Below are 18,122 nucleotides of genomic sequence, written 5' to 3' on the forward strand. Positions count from 1 at the left end.
CGGGTTCGTCCTGGCCGGACCCCGTCTGCTCGTCCGCGGCACCGCGCCCGCCGTCGGGGCCGCCGCGGGCGCGGTCGCGGGCGGTGCCCGGGCCGGGGTGCGCGGCGCCGAGTTCGCCGCGCGAGCGGCCCGCGCCACCCGTGCCGCGCTGCCCGGCGGCGCCCGGGAATGGCGCGCGGGCCCCCGAGCCCATCTGGCGCTGACGCTGGCCCCGGAGGGCACCGGCACCCCCGGGGGAGCCCCGGTTCGGGAGGGGGACGCCGCCCGCGAGGGAGGCAGCGCCCCGGACGGGACGAGGGCTCCCGGGGGGACCGCGGCCCGGGAGGAGGACACCGCCCGGGAAGGGACGACCGCTCCGGAAGGAGGCGGGATCTCCGAGGGGACCACCGCCCCGGAGGGGGCCGGCGCTTCTGAGGGGACCTCTCTCACCAGGGGTGTCGGTGTCCCGGAGGGGACCACCGCTCCCGGGACCACTGTCCCGGAGGGCGCCGACATTGAGGAAGGGGCTGCCGCGCCGGAAGGAGCCGCACTCCCGGAGCACGCTCCCGTCCGTCGGGGAGCCCCCGCTCGGGAGGGCTCCCGCGAGGGAACGGCTCTCCCGGGAGGGGGTGTTGCTCCGGCGTCGCCCTCCGTCTCCGGTCGTGCTTCCGTCCGTCGGGGAGCCCTCGCTCCGGAGGGCTCCCGCGAGGGAACGGCCTTCCGGGGAGGGGGTGTTGCTCCGGCGCGGACCCCCGCCCCCGAACGTGTCGCCGTCCGCCGGGGAGCCCCCGTCCGCCGGGGAACCGCCGTCCCGGAGGGATCCCGCGAGGGAACAGCCCCTCTGGAAAAGGGCGTTGCTCCGGAGGGGGCCGCCGCCCCGGCCCCGGAGGGGATCGCCGTCCCCGGGGGGCGGCCCCCCGCCACCCACGCCGAGCGCGTCCGTGTCGAGCGGGCCGCGCGGCGGGTCGCCGAGGCGCTGGCCGAGCACCCCGACGTGGCCCTCGCCTACTGGGATCACGGCCTCGCCCGGCTCGTCGTGACCGCCACCGAGGACACCCTGACCGACCGCGCCCTGGACCGGGCCACCGACCTCGCCGCACAGCACGGGCTGATCCGCCTCGACCCCGGGGCCGAGGAGACCAGTCACCCCGGCGACCCGGCCCCGGTGCGCGTGGCCGCCGCCGCGCTCGGCGCCGACGTCCTCGGCGTCGCCTACGCCGTCACCGCCGCCCGGCTGCGGCTGCCCGCCTCACCGCGCCTGGTGACCGCCGTGACGACGCTGCTGCGCGAGAACCCGGCCTTCCGCGGCCTGCTGCGCGACCGGATCGGCTACCACCGGATGGACGTGCTGCTCGCGGTCGCCAACGCGGCCGCCCACGGCGCCGGGCAGAGCCCGGCCTCGCTGGTCCTGGACGGGGGCCTGCGGGTCTGCCAGCTCGCCGAGGCCGTGACCCGCACGGCCGCCTTCGAGGCGGTCCACGACGACCTGTGCGTGCCCGGCCGCGGCAGCCTGCCCCCGGCCCCCTCGGCCCGCCCCCCGCTGCGCACCTCGCCCGCCCAGGACTACGCCGCCCACGCCTCCGCCGGAAGCGTGGCGGGCGCCGCCGCGACCCTGCTGGTCAAGCACGACGTGAGGGAGGCGGCCGAGGCGCTGCTCGCCGGTTCGCCCAAGGCCGCGCGGTACGGGCCCGCCGCCTTCAACGCCGTGCTGTGCGCCGCCCTGTCCCGCACCGGCGTCCTGGTGCGCGACCCCGAGCGGCTGCGGCAGTTGGAGATGGCCCGCACCGTCGTCCTGCACCCGAGCGCGCTGCGGACCCCCGGCGCCGGGGCGGACCCGTGGACGGAGGACGTCCTGGACGCGGCCCGGCGCGCCGGACTGCGGGTGGTGATGGTCGAGGACCCGGCGCTGGCCGACTTCACCGGCCTCGCCGACCAGGTCGTCCCCGCCGGGCGGCCCCTGCCGGACGTGGTGGCCGAACTGCGGGAGGAGGGCGGCGTCGTCGCCGTCGTCCGGCCCGGGCCCGGCGACGGACCGGACGTGGTGGCCGGACTGCACGCCGCCGACGTGGCCGTCGCGCTCGCCGACGGGGACTGCCCGGTGGCCTGGGGCGCGGACGTGCTGGCGCCCGGCGGCCCGGCGGACGTGTGGCGGCTGCTGCGCGCGGTGCCGGCGGCGCGGGCGGTCGGGCGCCGGTCCCAGACGCTCGCCCGGTCCGGCGCCGCGCTGTCCGGGCTGCTGGTGGCGGTCGGTCAGGCGCGCAGCAGGCGCGGTCCCTCGGCGCTGCTCGGACTGCGGCACGCGCCCGTCGACGTGAGCGCCGCGGTGGCCCTGTACTCCGGGACGCGCGCCGCCCTCGGCGTGGTGGTGGCCCGCGCGCCGCGCCCCCGGCCCCGGGTGGCCTGGCACGCGCTGGAGCCCGGTGCCGTACGGGAGCGGCTGGCGCGGGAGGGCGAGCCGGTGCCCACCGCCGTCGAGGCGGCCCTGGCCCGCGCGCGGGCGCTGGCCGGACGGGTGGGGCGGATCAGGGCCCTGGAGCCGCTGCGCTGGAGCTGGCAGCTGGCGGAGGCGGTGCGGGGGGAACTGGACGATCCGCTCACCCCCGTCCTGGCCGTCGGCTCGGCGGCCTCCGCCATCCTCGGCTCGGTCGTCGACGCGGCCCTGGTCATCGGCGCCCTCGATCTCAACGCCCTGGTCGGCGGCTTCCAGCGGCTGCGCGCCGAACGCGCCCTGTCCGGACTGCTGGCGGGGCAGCAGCAGAAGGCCCGCCTGACGGCGGAGGCGGGACCGGTGCCCGGACCCGCCTCCGGGAACTCCGCTGAACGGCCCGGCACCCCGGCCGGCGGCCCCCCGTCCGCCGGCCCGGAGACCGGTTCGGGCACCCGTCCGGCGACCGGCCCGGCGCGGGGCCCGTCCGGCCCCTCGTCCGGACGGCACCCGGAGTCCGCCGCGACCCGCGGCCCCGACCGCGCCACCGCCCGCACCGGCACGGGCACCGCCGCCCCGGCCCCCGGCGAACCCGGTACCGGCGCCCCCGCCACCCCCGGCCCCCGCATCGTGGACGCCGACCAGTTGCGCCCCGGCCAGGTGATCGAGCTGCAGGCCGACGACGTGGTCCCCGCCGACGCCCGGCTGCTCTGGGAGGACGGTCTGGAGGTCGACGAGTCCGCGCTGACCGGCGAGTCCCTCCCGGTGGACAAGTGCGTCGACCCGGCGCCGGAGGCGCCCGTGGCGGAGCGGCACTGCATGGTCTTCGAGGGCACCACGGTGGTGGCCGGACGCGCCCGCGCCGTCGTCGTCGACACCGGGGAGCACACCGAGGCCGCCCGCGCGGTCGCCCTGGCCGCGCGCACCCCGGCCGCGGCGGGCGTGCAGGCCCGGCTCCAGGAACTCACCCGCAAGGCGCTGCCGCTGACGCTGGCCGGGGGCGCCGCCGTGACCGGGCTGTCGCTGCTGCGCGGCACTCCGCTCCGGCAGGCCGTGGCCGGCGGGGTCTCCGTGGCCGTGGCCGCCGTGCCCGAGGGGCTGCCGCTGGTGGCGACCGTGGCGCAACTGGCGGCGGCCCGCAGGCTCAGCCGCCGGGGCGTCCTCGTCCGTGCCCCGCGCACCCTGGAGGCGCTGGGCCGGATGGACACCATCTGCTTCGACAAGACCGGCACCCTCACCGAGAACCGGCTGCGGCTGACCCGTGTCGCCGGGCCCGACGGCACCATCCGCCCCGCCGGGGACCCCGGCGCCGCCGGGACGGTGCGGGTCGCCGCCCGCGCCTGCCCCCGGCTCGACGGCGACGGCGAGCGCCCCGTCCACTCCACCGACGAGGCCGTCCTCACCGCCGCCGGGGACGACCCGGGCTGGACGCAGGAGGAGGGGCTGCCCTTCGAGACCTCCCGGGGCTACGCCGCCGCCGTCGGCCGGGACGGTGACGGGGCACCGGTCCTGGTGGTCAAGGGCGCCCCCGAGACGGTGCTGCCCGCCTGCGCCGCGCCGCCCGGCGCCGCCACCGGGGCGGCGCACGAGCTGGCCCGGGGCGGACTGCGCATCATCGCGGTCGCCCGGCGCCCCCTCGCCGCCGGCGAACGGCCCGGTGAGGTGCTCGAACGCCCGCTGTCCGGGCTGGAGTTCACCGGCCTGCTGGCCCTGTCCGACGTGGCCCGGGAGACCTCCCCGGCGCTGGTGCGCGGGCTGCGCGAGGCGGGCGTGCGGCCCGTGGTGCTCACCGGCGACCATCCGCAGACCGCCCGCGCCATCGCCGCCGGACTGGGCTGGCCCGAGGACGCCGTCGTCGTCACCGGCGACGAACTGGCCGCCGCCGACCGCTCGGCCCGTTCCCGGATGCTGCGCGACGCCGATGTCGTCGCCCGGGTGGCGCCCGAGCAGAAGCTCCAGGTCGTCGAGTCGCTGCGGGACGCGGGCCGGGTCGTCGGCATGGTCGGCGACGGCGCCAACGACGCCGCCGCGATCCGCGCCGCCGACATCGGCGTCGGCATCACGGCCCGCGGCTCGGCCGCCGCCCGCAACGCCGCCGACCTCGTCGTCACCGGCGACGACCTGCTGGTCCTGGTGGAGGCGGTGCGCGAGGGCCGCGCCCTCTGGCACAGCGTCGCGGACGCCATCGCCATCCTGATCGGCGGCAACGCGGGCGAGGTCGGCTTCGGCATCCTCGGCACCGTCCTCGGCGGCGCCGCCCCGCTGTCCACCCGGCAGATGCTCCTGGTCAACCTGTTCACCGACCTGTTCCCGGCGATGGCGGTGGCGGTCACGCCCACCGGCGACCCCGAGCGGGAGGACGCCGCCGCGGGCGCCCCGCTGGGCACCGCGGTGCTGGGCGCGCCCCTGCTCCGGCAGATCCGGCACCGGGCCATGACCACCGCCCTCGGGGCCACCGCCGCCTGGCTCCTCGGCCGCCTCACCCCGGGCACCGCCCGCCGCTCCACGACCATGGCGCTGTGCGCGGTGGTCGGCACCCAGCTCGCCCAGACCCTCACCGACCGCCGGGACAGCCGCCTGGTGCGGTTCACCTCGGTGGGGTCGGCCGCCGTGCTGGTCGCGCTGGTCCAGACGCCCGGCGTCAGCGCGCTGTTCGGCTGCACCCCGCTCGGCCCGGTCGCCTGGACGGGGGTGGCCGCCGCCATCGCCCTGGCCCTGGCCGGGCAGCGGGCCCTGCCCCGGGTCGAGGAGGCGGTGACGGCGTACTGGCCCCGGCTGGCCCGCCACCTCCCGCGCCCCGCGGTCTGATCCCGCCGACCGCCCCGCCGTCCACCTGGCCCGGACGCCCCGCCGTCCACCTGGCCGACCGCCCCGCGGAGGACACCGCGGACCACCGCGGCGGGTCCGTACGGCTCAGGCGCCGGTCCGCGCCGCCTCCCGGGCCGACGGGGACGCCAGGCGCACGGCGGTGTCCTCCGCGGTGCGGCGGGCCCAGCGGCCCGTGGTCAGGGCGCCCAGGACCAGCACGGTCAGCCCGCAGCCGGTCAGCACCCACCAGCCGGGGCGCGCGGCGGCGACGAACGTGTCGCGGAACGCCGACGCGCCCACCCCCGCCGCCAGGACCGCCCCGACCACCGCGACACCGAGGGTCTGCCCGAGCTGCCTGCTGGTGGAGGCGATGGCGGCGGCCACCCCGGCCTGGGAGCGGGGCATCCCGGAGACGGCGGTGTTGGTGATGGGCGCGTTGACGAAGCCGAAGCCGATCCCGAACAGGGCGTAGCCGAGGAGGAGCCCGGCGTCGGAGCGCTCCGCCCCGAAGGCGGCGAACAGCAGCGCGCTGGCGGTCATCGCGACGCCCGCGATCAGCAGCGGGGGCCGGGGACCGCGCGCCCCGACCAGCCGCCCGGACAGCGGCGCGCACAGGAACACCGGCACCGCCATCGGCAGCATCCAGAGGCCCGCGTGCAGGGCGCTCAGCCCCCGCACGTTCTGCAGGTACAGCGTGGACAGGAACAGGAACCCGCCGAGCGAGGCGAACGCGCCCACGGCGATGACGGTCGCCCCGCTGAACGGCGCCGAGCGGAAGAAGCGCAGGTCGATCAGGGGTTCGGCGCGCCGGGGCTCGTACACCAGCAGCCCCAGCAGCGCGGCCAGCGCGAGCGCGCCGAAGGGCAGCACCGCGAGGAACCCGGCGGAGGGCACCTCGATGATCGCGTACGTCAGGGCGCCGAACAGCAGGATGACCAGCGACTGGCCCACCGGGTCGGGGCGGCGGGCGTGGGCGGCCCGGGACTCCGGCACGAACAGCAGGGTGAGCAGCAGGGCCACCAGCCCCACCGGGACGTTGACCCAGAACACCGCACGCCAGCCCACCGAGTCCACCAGCAGGCCGCCGACCAGCGGACCGGCGGCCATGGACAGGCCGACCACGGAAGCCCACAGCCCGATGGCGCGGGCCCGCTCGCGCGGATCGGTGAAGGTGTTGGTGATGATCGACATGGCGACCGGGTTGAGCATGGAACCGCCCACCGCCTGCACGCCCCGGAAGACGACCAGCGAGGACAGGTCGGTCGCCAGCGAGCACAGCAGCGAACCGGCGGTGAAGACGACGAGCCCGGTCATGAAGACCCGCTTGCGGCCGATGCGGTCGGCGGTCGAGCCCGCCAGCATCAGCAGCGAGGCCAGGACCAGCGTGTAGACGTCGATGGTCCACTGGAGCCCGGACGTGCTCGCGTCCAGGTCGCGCTGGAGGGAGGGCAGGGCGACGTTCAGGATCGTGTTGTCGATGCTCACGATCAGCAGGCTCATGCAGCAGATGGCCAGGACGAGCGTCCGTCGTCGAGGGCCGAGCGGGTCGGTCACGTGTGCATCGTACGCATGTTTCGATAGTGCGGCTAACTAACGACCGGGGAAATGGTGCCACGGGATGAGGCGTCCGGGAGGCGCCCGTCGGGCCCCGGGCCGTGGCCGGAACACCGCCGCGCCGCGCTCCCGGTGCCGCGGGCACCGCCCGCCGTGCGGGACAATGGGGCAATGCCCACGTCCACCATGCCGTCCGCCACCGCCACGACACCGCCGCTTCGGGTGGGTCCGCTCCCCGTCGCGCCGCCCGTGGTGCTGGCGCCGATGGCGGGGATCACCAACGCGCCGTTCCGCACCCTGTGCCGGGAGTTCAGCGGCGGCAAGGGCCTGTTCGTGAGCGAGATGATCACGACCCGGGCGCTGGTCGAGCGCAACGAGAAGACGATGCAGCTCATCCGCTTCGACCCGAGCGAGAGCCCCCGCTCGATCCAGCTCTACGGCGTCGACCCGGCCACCGTCGGCAAGGCCGTCCGCATGATCGCGGACGAGGGCCTGGCCGACCACATCGACCTCAACTTCGGCTGCCCGGTGCCCAAGGTCACCCGCAAGGGCGGCGGCTCCGCCCTCCCGTACAAGCGGAACCTGCTGCGGGCCATCGTCCGCGAGGCGGTGACCGGCGCCGGGGACGTCCCGGTCACGATGAAGATGCGCAAGGGCATCGACGACGACCACCTGACCTATCTGGACGCCGGGCGGATCGCCGTCGAGGAGGGCGTCGCCGCCGTCGCCCTGCACGGGCGCACCACCGCCCAGCACTACGGCGGCACCGCCGACTGGGAGGCCGTCGCCCGGCTCAAGGAGCACGTCCCGGAGATCCCGGTGCTCGGCAACGGCGACATCTGGTGCGCCGAGGACGCGCTGCGGATGGTCCGCGAGACCGGCTGCGACGGCGTCGTCGTGGGGCGCGGCTGCCTGGGTCGGCCGTGGCTGTTCGCGGATCTGGTCGCGGCCTTCGAGGGGCGCCCCGAGGGCGCGGTGCGGCCCGGTCTGCGCCAGGTCGCCGAGGTGATGGTCCGGCACGCCGCCCTGCTGGGGGAGTGGCTCGGGGACGAGGCGCGGGGCGTCATCGACTTCCGCAAGCACGTCGCCTGGTACCTCAAGGGCTTCGCCGTCGGCTCCGAGATGCGCCGGCGGCTCGCCGTCACCTCCTCGCTGGCCGAGCTGCGCGCCGGGCTGGACGAGCTGGATCTCGGCCAGCCCTGGCCCGCCGGGGCCGACGGGCCGCGCGGCCGGACCTCCGGCAACAACCGGGTCGTGCTGCCCGAGGGCTGGCTCGGGGACCCGTACGACTGCACGGGCGTCGGCGAGGACGCCGAACTGGACACCTCCGGCGGCTGACGGGACCGCCCCGGCCGGGACCGCCCCGCCCGGGACCGCCCCGGCCGCCCCGCCCGGCGCGGCCCGGCGCCTGCCCACCCCACCCCCGGCCCGTCCGCACCCGGCCCGGTCCGCCCGGTGCCTCCGGAGCCACGGGGAACGGTTCCGCCGGGTTCTTCCGGGCACCCGCCGGACCCCGGCGCCCCGGGCGCACGCACGCCCCGGACCCCGGCCACCGCCCCCGGGCGCCCGCCACGGCGGGGGAGGCACCGACCACGGCGGAGGGAACACTCACCGCGGGAGAGGGGGAGGCGGGCGGTCCGCTCCCCGGGCCCACCGATCCGCGTCGGTGGGCCTTCTTCATGCCCCCGGTGGGCTCCGGCGGACCCCGCCCCGCCCCCGCGGCTCCGCGACGGCCCGGGCGTGCCCCGTCCGGACGCGTCCGCATGGTGGTATCCGGCGGTCTGTGACAGCGTGATCCTCGCCACCTCTGATAGGGGTTACGCTCAGATGAGCGGATCATGGCCGGGTCCACTTCTCCAAGGTGTGGCACTGAGTGCCAGGTGGTGATCGTTCATCGATCGAACTCAGATGTCTTGGATGACGCTCATGTGAGCGACATGTTCGGGGTGTCGTACCCCGTGTTCGTTCAAGAAGTGAAAACATGCGGGCCGGATCGCTTGCCAAGCCTTGACTTCCGGTCCACCGGCGGACGAGTGGTTACGGCCGGACGGCGCGCAGGTGTACGTATCCACGAGCCCGTGATCTGGGTACATTCCTCGACGTCAGGGCAGCCACCGCGTCTTCGAGGAGTCGAGACCGTGTCGGAAAACACCGCACCCCGTGCAGCGAAGTTCGTCTACGACTTCACCGAGGGCAACAAGGACTTGAAGGATCTTCTCGGCGGCAAGGGAGCCAACCTCGCCGAGATGACCAATCTGGGCCTGCCGGTACCCCCCGGTTTCACGATCACCACCGAGGCCTGCAAGGTCTACCTCGACAGCGGCGAGGAGCCGGCGGCACTGCGTGACGAGGTGAGTGCGCACCTCGACGCGCTGGAGGCCGGCATGGGCAAGCGCCTCGGCCAGGCCGACGACCCGCTCCTCGTGTCGGTGCGCTCCGGGGCCAAGTTCTCGATGCCCGGCATGATGGACACCGTCCTCAACATCGGCCTCTCCGACGAGTCCGTGGTGGGCCTCGCGCAGCAGGCCGGGGACGAGCGCTTCGCGTGGGACTCCTACCGCCGCCTGATCCAGATGTTCGGCCGGACCGTCCTCGGCGTCGACGGCGACCTCTTCGAGGAGGCGCTGGAGAAGGCCAAGGCCGCCAAGAAGGTCACGGTCGACACCGAGCTGGAGGCCGCGGACCTGAAGAAGCTGGTCGCCACCTTCAAGAAGATCGTCAAGAAGGAGGCGGGCCGGGACTTCCCGCAGGACCCGCGCGAGCAGATGGACCTCGCCATCAAGGCGGTCTTCGACTCGTGGAACGGCGAGCGCGCCAAGCTCTACCGCCGCCAGGAGCGCATCCCGCACGACCTCGGCACCGCCGTCAACGTCTGCTCCATGGTCTTCGGCAACCTCGGCCCCGACTCCGGCACGGGCGTCGCCTTCACCCGCGACCCCGCCTCCGGCCAGCAGGGCGTCTACGGCGACTACCTGCAGAACGCCCAGGGCGAGGACGTCGTCGCGGGCATCCGCAACACCGTGCCGCTCGCGGAGCTGGAGCGGATCGACAAGCAGTCCTACGACCAGCTCCTCCAGATCATGGAGGCGCTGGAGAACCACTACCTGGACCTCTGCGACATCGAGTTCACCATCGAGCGCGGCCGGCTGTGGATGCTCCAGACCCGCGTCGGCAAGCGCACCGCGGGCGCGGCCTTCCGGATCGCCACCCAGCTCGTGGACCAGGGGCTCATCGACGAGGCCGAGGCCCTCACCCGGGTCAACGGCGCCCAGCTCGCCCAGCTGATGTTCCCCCGCTTCGACGAGAAGGCCAAGGTCGAGCAGGTCGGCCGGGGCATCGCCGCCTCGCCCGGCGCCGCCGTCGGCAAGGCCGTCTTCGACTCCTACACCGCCGTCAAGTGGTCCCGCTCCGGCGAGAAGGTCATCCTGATCCGCCGCGAGACCAACCCCGACGACCTGGACGGCATGATCGCCGCCGAGGGCATCCTGACCTCGCGCGGCGGCAAGACCTCCCACGCGGCCGTGGTGGCCCGCGGCATGGGCAAGACCTGTGTCTGCGGCGCCGAGGAGCTGGAGGTCGACACCAAGCGCCGCCGCATGACCGTGCCCGGCGGGCACGTCGTGGAGGAGGGCGACGTGGTCTCCATCGACGGCTCCTCCGGCAAGGTCTACCTCGGTGAGGTGCCGGTCGTCCCGTCTCCGGTCGTCGAGTACTTCGAGGGCCGCATGCACCCGGGCGCCGACGACGCCGACGAGCTGGTCGAGGCCGTGCACCGGATGATGGCCTTCGCCGACCGCAAGCGCCGGCTGCGGGTGCGCGCCAACGCCGACAACGCCGAGGACGCGCTGCGCGCCCGCCGCTTCGGCGCCCAGGGCATCGGCCTGTGCCGCACCGAGCACATGTTCCTCGGCGACCGGCGCGAGCTGGTCGAGCGGCTGATCCTGGCCGACACCGACGCCGAGCGCGAGGAGTCCCTCAAGGCGCTGCTGCCGCTCCAGCGGCGGGACTTCGTCGAGCTGTTCGAGGCGATGGACGGCCTGCCCGTCACCGTCCGCCTGCTCGACCCGCCGCTGCACGAGTTCCTGCCCGACATCACCGAGCTGTCGGTCCGGGTGGCCCTCGCCGAGGCCCGCCAGGAGCCGCACGAGAACCTGCTCCGGCTGCTCCAGGCCGTGCACCGGCTGCACGAGCAGAACCCGATGCTGGGTCTGCGCGGTGTCCGCCTCGGCCTGGTCATCCCCGGCCTGTTCACCATGCAGGTGCGGGCCATCGCGGAGGCCGCCGCCGAGCGCCGGGCGGCCAAGGGCGACCCGCGCGCCGAGATCATGATCCCGCTGGTGGGCACCGTCCAGGAGCTGGAACTCGTCCGCGACGAGGCCGACCAGGTCATCGCGGAGGTGGAGAAGGCCGCGGGCACCTCGCTGCACCTGTCCATCGGCACCATGATCGAGCTGCCGCGCGCCGCGCTGACCGCCGCCCAGATCGCCGAGGCCGCGGAGTTCTTCTCCTTCGGCACCAACGACCTGACCCAGACGGTCTGGGGCTTCAGCCGGGACGACGTGGAGGCCAGCTTCTTCACCGCCTACCTGGAGAAGGGCATCTTCGGCGTCAGCCCCTTCGAGACGATCGACGTGGACGGCGTCGGCTCCCTGGTCGCCGCCGCCGCGAAGGCGGGCCGGGCCACCCGGCCCGACCTGAAGCTCGGTGTCTGCGGTGAGCACGGCGGCGACCCGGAGTCCGTCCACTTCTTCCATCAGGTGGGGCTGGACTACGTCTCCTGCTCGCCGTTCCGCATCCCGGTCGCCCGGCTGGAGGCGGGCCGCGCCGCGGTCACCGCGACCGGCAGCGACCACCGCTAGGGCCTCTCGTTTGGATCAGGCCGGGCTCGCGGGCCCCGGCCTGATCCAAACGAAAGACCCCCGGGCGGTCCGGGGGGAGAGCCCCCGGACCCCCGGCGGTCCACGGCTCCGGAGCCGTCGTCTGTCACCCGACCACGAACCGATCGGCGGCGGCTCCGGATCACACGAAGCGGGCGGCACCCCTGTGCGGGGGTGCCGCCCGCTCGTCGTGCTTCCCGGGCGGCGGGACGGTTCCGGGCGTGGGAGTGCGGGGCGCGGGAGCACCGGGAGCGCCCGGTGCGGCGGTGCGGAGCGGGCGGGGGCGGGCGTGTCCCGGGGGCGCCGGGCAGGGAGCGCGGGGCGTGGGGCGGGGGACCCGCGGTGCCCGGGCGCGGGGCTTCCCGGCCCTGGGAGGGGGGCGCGGGCCGCCGGGGGCGGGTGGCGGGCGGGGCGGTGCGCCGGGTGCCCGGCGCGGAACGGGGGCTCAGGGCTTCGGGAGCCAGCCGTGATGGGCCGCGTTGACGCCCGCCTGGAACCGGGAGCGGGCGCTGAGACGTTCCATCAGATCGGCGGCGACCCGGCGGGCGGTGCGCGGGGAGACGCCCAGGCGCTTGGCGATGGCCTCGTCGGTGTAGCCCTGGGCGAGCAGGTGCAGGGTGGCGGACTCCTGGGGCGGCAGGCCGTTGGGATCGGCCCGCGGGGTGTGGCCCAGGGGGGTGGCGGTCTGCCAGACGCTCTCGAACAGGGCGCAGAGCGCGGCCACCGTGCCCGCGCCGCTGAGCACGACCGCCCCGGCCCGCGCGTCGCTGGTGTCGATGGGCAGGACCGCGTTGCAGCGGTCCGCGATGATCATGCGGATGGGCAGGGTCGGGCTGGTGCGGACCTGGCCGCCGTGGTTGTTGAGCCAGTCGACGTGGTCCAGGGTCGGCTGGTGGTTGCGGACGCTGTCCAGGTAGACGGTGCGGATCCGCACCCCCCGTTCCAGCAGCTCGGCGTTGGGGCCGCGGCTGGCTTCGAGGTCGGCCGCGGTGTGGGCGCCGCCGGGGGCGAAGGTGGTGATCTCCTCGGTGGCGCGGGAGGCCAGCCGGGCGAGGCGTTCGCGGATCTCGTCGGGGCCGATGAGCTGCTCGGCGTCGGCGTCGGGGGAGCGGGGCCGTAACGCCGAACACTCCGCGATGAGCTGGGCGGCGGCGGCCCGTGACGCCTCCACCCGCATCTGCTGGGCGGCGAGTTCGGCCTGCTGGCGGGCGAGCAGCACCTCCATGGCGGTCTCCGGGCCCACCGCCCGGAAGCCCACGCCCTCCTGCGCGGAGGGGTGGACCAGGGCCAGTTCGCTGAGCCGGTCCAGGCCGGAGCGCACCCGCTCCTCGGACATGGACAGCAGCAGGGCCAGCTGGACCACGCCCTCCCGGGGGTGGCCGAGCATGGCGCGGTAGACGCGTTCGGCGTCCGTATCAAGTCCCAGTACGTCCAACACCGTTCGACCCTCTCCTCGGCCGGCTCAAAGTGCACGGATTGTAAAGGGATCGTGTCCATGCGGACAGGTGGACGGTTTATGCAGGGCCGGAAGCGGCCCGCCTTGTCCGCTTGTGATGCGGTATGGGGCGCGCGGAGGATCGGGTTCATGTATCTCGTGCACGCCCGGCTGAGGGCTCCCACCGGTCAGCGAATCCCTTCCCGCGCAGCCGAGTTCGTCACCCGCCAGGCGCGGGAGGCGGACCGGCTGGAGCACGTCAGCGTCCATGAGTCCGGCGACGACTGGGTGCTCGGGCTGTTCTTCACCACCGAGACCCTGGCCGAGGCCGAGGGCAACGCCGTCCGGCTGTGCGGGCGCGCCCTGAAGGCGGACGGCCCGCTGCGCGGCTGGGTGCTGCTCGGCTCCGGCGCGGCGCTGGTCGACGCCCCGTGGGACCCCTGGGCCGGTTCCGGCCCGGGCCCCGCCGGGGGTGGACGGCTTATGCCACTGCCGGATCTGTCCACCCGCAAGCCGTTCCCTCCGTTCTGACAAGGCCTCACAGTAGAGCCATCGGCAGCCGGACAACGGCCGCCGGGAAAGCGGGAAGAGCGGGAACCGGAATGGGTTCTCCATCGTGATATCCAGTTACGAGAGGAATGTGAAATGACGGTTCACAGAATTGCCTCCATCGCTGCCGGAGCCCTCATCGTCTTCGGGGCCTCGACCGCCGCGGCCGGAGCCGTCGTCACCGCCCATTCCCCCGCCCCCGCCTCCCACAGCCGGGTCCAGGCCGGGCCGGCCCAGGACGAGCAGCCGGCCCCGGCCCCCACTCCGACGCCCACCGCCACCAAGGAGGGCGATGTGACCTGGGGCGGCTGAGCGGAACGCCCGCCGCCCCACCCTCCGGCCGGCCCCCTCGGGCGGCCCCCGGACCCCGCGCCACCGCATCCCGCACCACCCCCTCGATCGCCCTCCCCGGCACCGGAAAGAAGGAAAAGAAAATGAGCGGTATCAACGCCTCCCAGGGATTCCTCTCCGAGTCCGACGGCGTGCTCGACGACGGCGACGTCCTCGGCCGCGGCGGCGCCAACCCCACCTGGATCCTCACCTGAAGGACCCACCCGGAGACCGGGTGGACATCCCCTCCGGAGAATCACCGGAAATCCCCCGGAATTCCGCCGGAAATTCAACCCCGGAACTCCACCGGAACCGCGCAGAAGCGATCAGCGCGGCACAGCGGCCACCGCCGGCGACGGACACGGCGGAACACCGCGCCCCGCACGACGGCGAACGGCACGGAAACGCTCACCCGAGAAGCGACCCGAGAAGGGGTGGACCAAGGTGCGAGGCAACCATCATGTGTACGCCGGGGCGGACCCGCTCTTCTACGACCACCCCGCCGGCGGCGGTGACCAGCGGCGGTTCGCCGCGGCCGACCGCCCGGTGCCGGACGGCTTCCGCCGGAAGGAGACGACGACCTGGGTCCACCAGCTCCCCGAGGGCCCCGACGCCCCCCGCCTCCCGGACCAGGGCTACAAGATCCACGTCTCCTCGACCACCGAGGACGCCGAACGCGTCGTCGACATCGTCACCGAGTACTGCCTGGCCGAGCGCGTCGCGCACAAGTTCCTGCCCACCCACCGCATCCACCTGCTCAACAACGGCAAGTACGCCCGCCGCGGCAGCAGCGGCAAACTGCTCACCGTCTACCCCGAGGGCGAGCGGCGGCTCGCCACCGTCCTCACCGACCTGGACCGCCGGCTCAGCGGCTTCACCGGCCCCTACATCCTCGGCGACCTCCGTTTCAACGACGGCCCGCTCTACGTCCGTTACGGCGGTTTCCGGGAACGCTGGTGCACCGACCCCGACGGCGGCAGGACCCTCGCCATCGAGGCCCCCGACGGCACCCTCGTCCCCGACCGGCGCGACCCCTGCTTCCGGCTCCCCGCCTGGCTGACCCCGCCCGAGGTGCTGCGCGAGGCCCTGCGAGTCCACGACCGGCAGAGCATGGACCCCCTGCCCTACCGGGTCGAGGCCGCCCTGCACTTCTCCAACGGCGGCGGCATCTACCGGGCCCGCGACGCGGCCGGCCACGAGGTGGTGCTGCGCGAGGCCCGCCCCCTCGCCGGGCTGGACGGCGCCGGCACCGACGCGGTCACCCGCCTCGACCAGGAGGAACGCGCCCTGCGCGCCCTGGCCGGACTGCCCTGGGTACCGCGCCTGATCGAGCGCTTCACCGCCTGGGAGCACCACTACCTGGCCGAGGAGTACGTCGAGGGCGAGACCCTGCGCCAGTTCATGGCCCGCAACAACCCCATCGTCCGCCCCGACCCGACCCCCGAGGCGCTCGCCGCCTACGGCGCCCGGGTCCAGGACCTCACCGGCCAGCTCGCCCGGGCCCTCGACGCCCTGCACGAACGCGGCTGGGCCTTCGGGGACCTGCACCCCGCCAACGTGCTGGTCCGGCCCGACGGCCGCATCTGCCTCATCGACCTGGAGACCGCGCACCGGCCCGGCATCGACCCCTCGCCCAGCATGGGCTGCCCCGGCTTCGTCGCCCCGCACGCCCCCGACGGCTTCGCCCGCGACCGCTACGCCCTGCACAGCATCCGGCTCGCCCTGCTGCTGCCGCTGACCATGCTGATCGACCTCGACCCCGGAAAGCTCGACGAACTCCTCGCCGCCGCCGCCGAGTTCTATCCGCTGCCGCCCGGCTGGCGCGAGGAGGTCCGCGCCGGACTGCGCCGCCCCGACACACCCGACGACCCCGCGGCACCGCCGGCGGCGCCACGGCCAACGGCACCGCGGACGACGGCGCCACGGCCCGGGGCGGCCCGGCCGCGCGGGGAGGACGACACCCCCGCGCCCGCCGCCCTCGGCGCCCGGCTGGCCCGCGCCCTGACCGCCAGCGCCACCCCCCGGCGCGCCGACCGGCTCTTCCCCGGCGACCCCGTCGCCCTGCACGACGGCGGCTACACCCTCGCCCACGGAGCCGCCGGCGTGCTGCACACCCTCCATACCACCGGCCACCCGGTGGACGAGGAGCACACCGAATGGCTCTGGCGGGCCGCCCGCCACGCCCCCGACCCGCGCCCCGGACTCTACGGGGGACTGCACGGCGCCGCCCTCGTCCTCGACCGCCTGGGCAGGCACGGACAGGCCCTGGAACTCGTCCAGCGCGCCGCTCCCGCCGCCGACGCCTCCCTCCACGACGGACTGGCCGGCATCGGCGTCGCCCTGCACCACCTCCACCGGCCCGGCGACGGCGCCGACCTCGGCGACGAACTCGACGCCGTCACCGCCCGGCTCGCCGAGCGGCTGGACGACCCGGGCCCCGGCCCGCACCGCGCCGGGCTGATGCACGGACCGACCGGCAGCGCGGCGTTCTTCCTGCACCGCTACGACGCCGTCCGCGACCCCGCCCTGCTCGACCTCGCCCTGCGCGCCCTGCGCGCCGACGCCGAGCGCTGCGTGCGCAGCGAGGAGGGCGCCGTCAACCTCCGCGACGGCACCCGGATGCTGCCCTACCTCGCCAACGGCAGCGCCGGACTGGCGCTGACCGCCGGGCACTACCTGCGCCACCGGCACGACGACGCGCTGCGGGACCTGCTCGACGGCGCCCTGACCGCGGCCCGCGCGCCCTTCGTCCTCTTCAGCGACCTCTTCACCGGCCGCGCCGGACTCATCGCCCTGCTGGCCGCCCACCCGGAACGGCCCGGCGCGCGGGAGGCCCTCCGCCGCCACCTGCGGCTGCTGAGCTGGCACGCCGTCGGCTACCGGGACGGCCTGGCCTTCCCCGGCGCCCAGCACTACCGCCTCTCGATGGACCTGGCCACCGGCACCGCCGGCGTCCTGCACGCCCTGCACGCCGCCGCCGGGGGCCACCCCGCCCTGCCCGGACTGCTCCGGTCCGAGCCCCTGATCCCGGTCGCCTGAGCGACCGCGCACCACCGCCCGGCACACCTCCACCGAAGAAGGGAACCGCCATGTCCGAGATCCTCAAGCTCCAGAACCTGTCCCTGAGCGAGCCCGAGGGCTCCGAGGACCAGCAGGTCGCCGAGTGGTCGACGGTGAGCACCGGCTGCAACAACAACCACACCCGCATCGAGGGCTGACCGCCCCGCCCCCGCGCCACCCCGCACCTCCGCGCACCCCGTACCTCCGTTCAGCCGGCACCTCCGCACCTCTCCGTCCGTATCCGCCCCGGCCGTGAGGCCGTGACCGAAGGGAAGACACCGTGTCCGAGATCCTGAAGCTCCAGAACCTGTCCGTGAGCGAGCCGGAGGGCTCCGAGGACCAGCAGGTCGCCGAGTGGTCCACCGTCAGCAGCGCCTGCAACAACCACACCAGCCTCAAGGGCTGAACCGCCCGCCCGGCGCCCCGCGCCACCCCCGCACCGCAGCACCGCCCGTGCCCGTACTCCGTCGGCCGTGAGGCCGTGACCGAAGGGAAGACCCGATGTCCGAGATCCTGAAGCTGCAGAACCTGTCCCTGAGCGGGCCGGAGGGCTCCGAGGACCAGCAGGTGGCCGACTGGTCGACGGTCAGCACCGACTGCAACAACAACCACACCCGGATCGAGGGCTGACCGAGCCCGCGCTCCCGCGACCGGCCGTATGCCCGTACGGCCCCGCACCGCAGCACGCGACACCGCAACACCGTCCGCATCCGTACTCCGTCGGCCGTGAGGCCGTGACCGAAGGGAAGACGCCGTGTCCGAGATCCTGAAGCTGCAGAACCTGTCCCTGAGCGGGCCGGAGGGCTCCGAGGACCAGCAGGTGGCCGACTGGTCGACGGTCAGCACCGACTGCAACAACAACCACACCCGGATCGAGGGCTGACCGAGCCCGCGCTCCCGCGACCGGCCGTATGCCCGTACGGCCCCGCACCGCAGCACGCGACACCGCAACACCGTCCGCATCCGTACTCCGTCGGCCGTGAGGCCGTGACCGAAGGGAAGACACCGTGTCCGAGATCCTGAAGCTGCAGAACCTCTCCGTGAGCGAGCCGGAGGGTTCGGAGGACCAGCAGGTGGCCGACTGGTCGACCGTGAGCACCGGATG

The 18,122-nt window shown here is 75.2% G+C and carries 12 protein-coding genes; 10 read left to right on the plus strand and 2 right to left on the minus strand.

Features of this window, described 5'->3' with window-relative positions; genetic code table 11:
• Positions 1 to 871 precede the first annotated feature (871 nt).
• Positions 872 to 5,212 carry an HAD-IC family P-type ATPase gene (locus ACZ7LB_RS00430; protein ID WP_471465096.1) on the plus strand — a complete coding sequence of 1,447 codons (4,341 nt, stop codon included), beginning with the start codon at positions 872 to 874 and terminating at the stop codon, positions 5,210 to 5,212.
• 105 nt (positions 5,213 to 5,317) lie between these two features.
• On the opposite strand, the gene ACZ7LB_RS00435 is transcribed toward ACZ7LB_RS00430, so the two are convergent.
• Complete coding sequence (locus tag ACZ7LB_RS00435) at positions 5,318 to 6,712, minus strand: MFS transporter (RefSeq protein ID WP_471465097.1); 1,395 nt, start codon at positions 6,710 to 6,712, stop codon at positions 5,318 to 5,320.
• A gap of 225 nt (positions 6,713 to 6,937) precedes the next feature.
• On the opposite strand from ACZ7LB_RS00435, the gene dusB reads away from it, so the two are divergent.
• Both dusB and ppdK read left to right on the plus strand, forming a co-directional pair.
• The gene (gene dusB / locus ACZ7LB_RS00440) at positions 6,938 to 8,104 is read left to right on the plus strand and encodes a tRNA dihydrouridine synthase DusB (protein ID WP_471464367.1); all 1,167 of its coding nucleotides are present in this window, start codon (positions 6,938 to 6,940) and stop codon (positions 8,102 to 8,104) included.
• A gap of 800 nt (positions 8,105 to 8,904) precedes the next feature.
• Positions 8,905 to 11,625, plus strand: coding sequence for a pyruvate, phosphate dikinase (gene ppdK / locus ACZ7LB_RS00445; protein WP_471464369.1), 2,721 nt, complete (start codon positions 8,905 to 8,907; stop codon positions 11,623 to 11,625).
• A 463-nt stretch (positions 11,626 to 12,088) separates the two neighbouring features.
• On the opposite strand, the gene ACZ7LB_RS00450 is transcribed toward ppdK, so the two are convergent.
• Positions 12,089 to 13,081, minus strand: coding sequence for a LuxR C-terminal-related transcriptional regulator (locus ACZ7LB_RS00450; protein ID WP_471464371.1), 993 nt, complete (start codon positions 13,079 to 13,081; stop codon positions 12,089 to 12,091).
• 147 nt (positions 13,082 to 13,228) lie between these two features.
• On the opposite strand from ACZ7LB_RS00450, the gene ACZ7LB_RS00455 reads away from it, so the two are divergent.
• The 7 genes from ACZ7LB_RS00455 to ACZ7LB_RS00485 all read left to right on the plus strand — a co-directional run bounded on the left by ACZ7LB_RS00455 (position 13,229) and on the right by ACZ7LB_RS00485 (position 17,900).
• Positions 13,229 to 13,609, plus strand: coding sequence for a hypothetical protein (locus tag ACZ7LB_RS00455; RefSeq protein ID WP_471464373.1), 381 nt, complete (start codon positions 13,229 to 13,231; stop codon positions 13,607 to 13,609).
• Between the two features lie 114 nt (positions 13,610 to 13,723).
• Positions 13,724 to 13,939, plus strand: a complete 216-nt coding sequence (locus ACZ7LB_RS00460) for a hypothetical protein (RefSeq protein WP_471464375.1) — start codon at positions 13,724 to 13,726, stop codon at positions 13,937 to 13,939.
• Positions 13,940 to 14,401: 462 nt separating this feature from the next.
• Positions 14,402 to 16,996 carry a class III lanthionine synthetase LanKC gene (gene lanKC / locus ACZ7LB_RS00465; protein ID WP_471464377.1) on the plus strand — a complete coding sequence of 865 codons (2,595 nt, stop codon included), beginning with the start codon at positions 14,402 to 14,404 and terminating at the stop codon, positions 16,994 to 16,996.
• A 50-nt stretch (positions 16,997 to 17,046) separates the two neighbouring features.
• Positions 17,047 to 17,175 (plus strand): hypothetical protein, encoded by a 129-nt coding sequence (locus tag ACZ7LB_RS00470; RefSeq protein ID WP_265291326.1) that lies wholly within the window; start codon positions 17,047 to 17,049, stop codon positions 17,173 to 17,175.
• Between the two features lie 122 nt (positions 17,176 to 17,297).
• On the plus strand, positions 17,298 to 17,423 hold the full coding sequence (locus ACZ7LB_RS00475) for a hypothetical protein (RefSeq protein ID WP_471464379.1): 126 nt from the start codon (positions 17,298 to 17,300) through the stop codon (positions 17,421 to 17,423).
• A 95-nt stretch (positions 17,424 to 17,518) separates the two neighbouring features.
• Positions 17,519 to 17,647 (plus strand): hypothetical protein, encoded by a 129-nt coding sequence (locus ACZ7LB_RS00480; protein ID WP_265291328.1) that lies wholly within the window; start codon positions 17,519 to 17,521, stop codon positions 17,645 to 17,647.
• Positions 17,648 to 17,771: 124 nt separating this feature from the next.
• The gene (locus ACZ7LB_RS00485; protein WP_265291328.1) at positions 17,772 to 17,900 is read left to right on the plus strand and encodes a hypothetical protein; all 129 of its coding nucleotides are present in this window, start codon (positions 17,772 to 17,774) and stop codon (positions 17,898 to 17,900) included.
• Positions 17,901 to 18,122: the final 222 nt, after the last annotated feature.

The sequence above is a fragment of the Streptomyces sp. NPDC107521 genome, assembly GCF_055598485.1.